Below are 3,081 nucleotides of genomic sequence, written 5' to 3' on the forward strand. Positions count from 1 at the left end.
GTGCGCAGCGCGGCTCGCTGCACCGGGCCGCGGGCCCGGGCGGCGTCGGCGGTCCTGATCAGCGACTCCAGCCGGCGGCGGGCGTCGGGCTCGGCGCAGGGCAGCGGCACGCGCAGGGCCGCCAGGTGGTTGCCCAGGCTGACGAGTTCGTGGCCGGGCGGGCGGGTCTCCACGGGGACGAACGCGTGCAGCGGGCGGCGGGCGCGGCGCCCGGCCCAGTCGCCGGGGGTCCAGGCCCGCAGCGCTCCGGCCGTGGCCGCGAGGTAGACCTGGTTGACGGTGCCGCCCGCGGTGGCCGCGAGGGCGGTCAGGCGGGCGGTGTCCACGAACGCGGTGTGCAGGGTCCGGGTGGCGGCGCGTCCGGTCCGCGCCGGGGTCCAGCGGGCGGTGGGCCGTACGGTCGCGCGCAGGCCGCGGACGGCCCAGGCCACCGCCGCGACCGGCCGCAGCGGCGGCTCGGCGCGGGCCGGGACGGTGAGCGGGGGCCGCAGCCCGGGGAGCATCAGGGCCGCGACCGCCGCCAGCCCGCCCTGGGCGTCGAGGAGCGCGTGGTGCCCGCGGACGGCCAGCGCGTACTGGTCGGCGGCCCAGCCGGTGACCAGCCACACGCCCCAGGAGGCGGCGTCCGGCGGGAACGGCTCGCCGACCAGCCGGTCGGCGATGCGCCGCAGCACGTCGGGGCCGGGCCCGATCCGCAGTTCGTGCGGGTGGCGCGCCGGATCGAGGCCGTCGGCGGGTTCCCAGACGCGGCGGCTGTCGGCGCCGACGCGGAACGCCAGGGCGGGCACGCGCGTCACCGTGTCGGCGACGAGGTTCTCGATCTCGGTGATGCCGGGCGGGTGGCCGTCGAGGAGGCCGACCACTCCGAGGTACCCGCCGCGGTGCGGGGCGCGGGCCGCCGCGCGGTGGAGGAACCGGTCGACGGGCGAGGGGGCCGGCGCGGCGGGGGCGGTGGCGTGGTTCACGATCCGCTCCCCGGGCGCCTGCGCAGGATGCGGTGGACGCGTTCCGCGAGGCCGCTGAGGCTGGAGACGCCCACGAGTTCCATGACGGGCAGTTCGCAGCCGAAGGCCCGGCGCATGACGGTGGCGAGCTCGGCCATCATCAGGGAGTCCAGGCCCAGGTCGTCCAGGTTGCGGGCGCCGTCGAGACGTTCGGGCGTGGTCTGCAGGACGCGGGCGGCCAGGTGCAGCAGCGTGTCGGCGACGACGGCGCGGGCCTCGTCGTCGTCCGCGGCGGCGGCGTAGCGGCGGGTGAACTCCTCGCTCCGCCCGGCGGTGTCCTCCCCCGGCCCGCCGTCGGTCAGGGCGGTGAAGCGGGCGGCGGAGAGCGTGCTCAGGGCGCGTGCCATGCGGTGCCAGTCGAAGCGGCCGACGGTCGCGACGTCCGTGTCCTGCCCGAGCAGGCGGTCCAGGGCGGCGCAGGCCAGGTCCGGCGGGACGGCGCCCGCGCCGAGCCGTTCGAACGTCTCGGTCATCCCGGCGCGGAAGAGGTAGCCGGTCTCCCCGATGCCGCCCCAGCCCACGGCCAGGCCGGGGGCACCGGCGGCGCGGCGGGCGCGGACCAGGGCCTCCTGGACGAGGTTGCCGGCGGCGTAGGGGGCCTGGAGCTGGTTGCCGATCAGCGCCGAGACGGAGGAGTACATGACGAACAGGTCGAGGTCGCGGTCCCGGGTCAGGGCGTCCAGGACGAGCGCGCCGCGCATCTTGGGTGCCAGGACGGCCGCGAACCGTTCGGGGGTCAGCTCGGCCAGCGGGGCGTCGTCCAGGCACAGCACGGAGTGGACCACGCCGCGCAGCGGCCGGTCCTCGGCGTCGGCCCGGTCGATGATCCGGCGCAGCGCGTCGGGGTCGGTCACGTCGGCGGCGTGGGCGCGGGCCCGCGTGCCGAGCGCGGCCAGTTCCTCGATCAGCTCCGCCGCGCCCTCGATGTCGGCGCCCCGGCGGCTGACGAGGTCCAGACAGCGGGCGCCCCGGGCGGCGAGGTGGCGGGCGGTGGCCGCGCCGAAGCCGCCGAGGCCGCCGGTGACGAGGTAGGTGCCGCGGGGGTCGAGGCGGGGCGTCGGGACGGGGCGTCGCAGCGCGGGTGGTTCGTCGCAGGTGACGATCACCTTGCCGAGGTGCCGGGAGTGTTGCAGGGCGCGGAGGGCGTCGGCGATCCGGTCGGCCGGGTACGCCTGGTGCGGCAGGGGACGGGAGATCCCGGCCGCGATCCGGCGCACCACCTCGTCGCGGGAGGCGGCGGCCTCCTGGGGGGCGTGGAAGGGGAGTTGGTTGATGTCCAGGACGTGGAAGGCGACGGTCGCGCGCAACGGGCGCAGCGGCAGCGGCGCGTTGGCGTACACGTCGCGTTTGCCCAGCTCGATGAACCGCCCGCACGGGCGCAGCGCCTCCAGGCTGCGGGTGACGGCTTCTCCGGAGAGGGTGTTGAGCACGACGTCCACGCCCTGTCCGCCGGTGGCGGGCAGCACGTGTTCGGCGAATCCCAGGCGCCGTGAGTCGAGGACGTGGGTGACGCCGAGGGCGCGCAGCAGGTCGCGTTTCACGGAGGTGCCGGCGGTGGCGATGACGTCGGCGCCTCGGTACCGGGCGTACTGGAGCGCGGCGAGTCCGACGCCGCCCGCGCCGCCGTGGACGAGGAGTGTCTCGCCGGGCGCGAGCCGGGCGAGCCGTTCCAGGGCGTGGTGCACGGTCAGGAACACCACGGGCAGGGTGGCGGCCTCGGCGTAGGTCATGCCGTCGGGCACGCGGCCGGCCGTCTCGGCCCGCACGAGGACGTGGGAGGCCATCGCGCCGGGGGCGAGGGCGTAGACGCGGTCGCCGGGGCGGAAGCCGGTGACGTCGGCGCCGGTGGCGATGACGTCCCCGGCGCATTCCAGGCCGATCGCGGGGCCGCCGGGCTGCGGCACCTCGGCGTCCGGGGGGAGGAGGCCGGTGGCGAGCATGACGTCGCGGTAGTTGAGCGCGGCGGCCCGTACGCGGACGAGGAGGTCGCGCGGGCCGGGGGCGGCGGGTGTCCGGGTGGGCACCCAGACCGGGTCGGGGCGCAGGCCGGGGTCGCGCAGGTCGGGCCGGTACGGCT

At 77.7% G+C, this 3,081-nt stretch carries 2 protein-coding genes; both read right to left on the reverse strand.

All coding sequences use genetic code 11. The annotated features are described in order from the left end of the window. On the reverse strand, positions 1 to 965 hold a 965-nt coding region (locus tag BN2279_RS07725; RefSeq protein WP_059007792.1), incomplete at its 3' end, for a WS/DGAT/MGAT family O-acyltransferase. Then, positions 962 to 3,081: SDR family NAD(P)-dependent oxidoreductase (locus BN2279_RS07730; RefSeq protein ID WP_159037105.1), on the reverse strand; the 2,120-nt coding region annotated here is incomplete at its 5' end. The genes BN2279_RS07730 and BN2279_RS07725, both read right to left, overlap by 4 nt.

This window comes from Streptomyces specialis, from assembly GCF_001493375.1.
GTDB classification, from domain to species: domain Bacteria; phylum Actinomycetota; class Actinomycetes; order Streptomycetales; family Streptomycetaceae; genus Streptomyces; species Streptomyces specialis.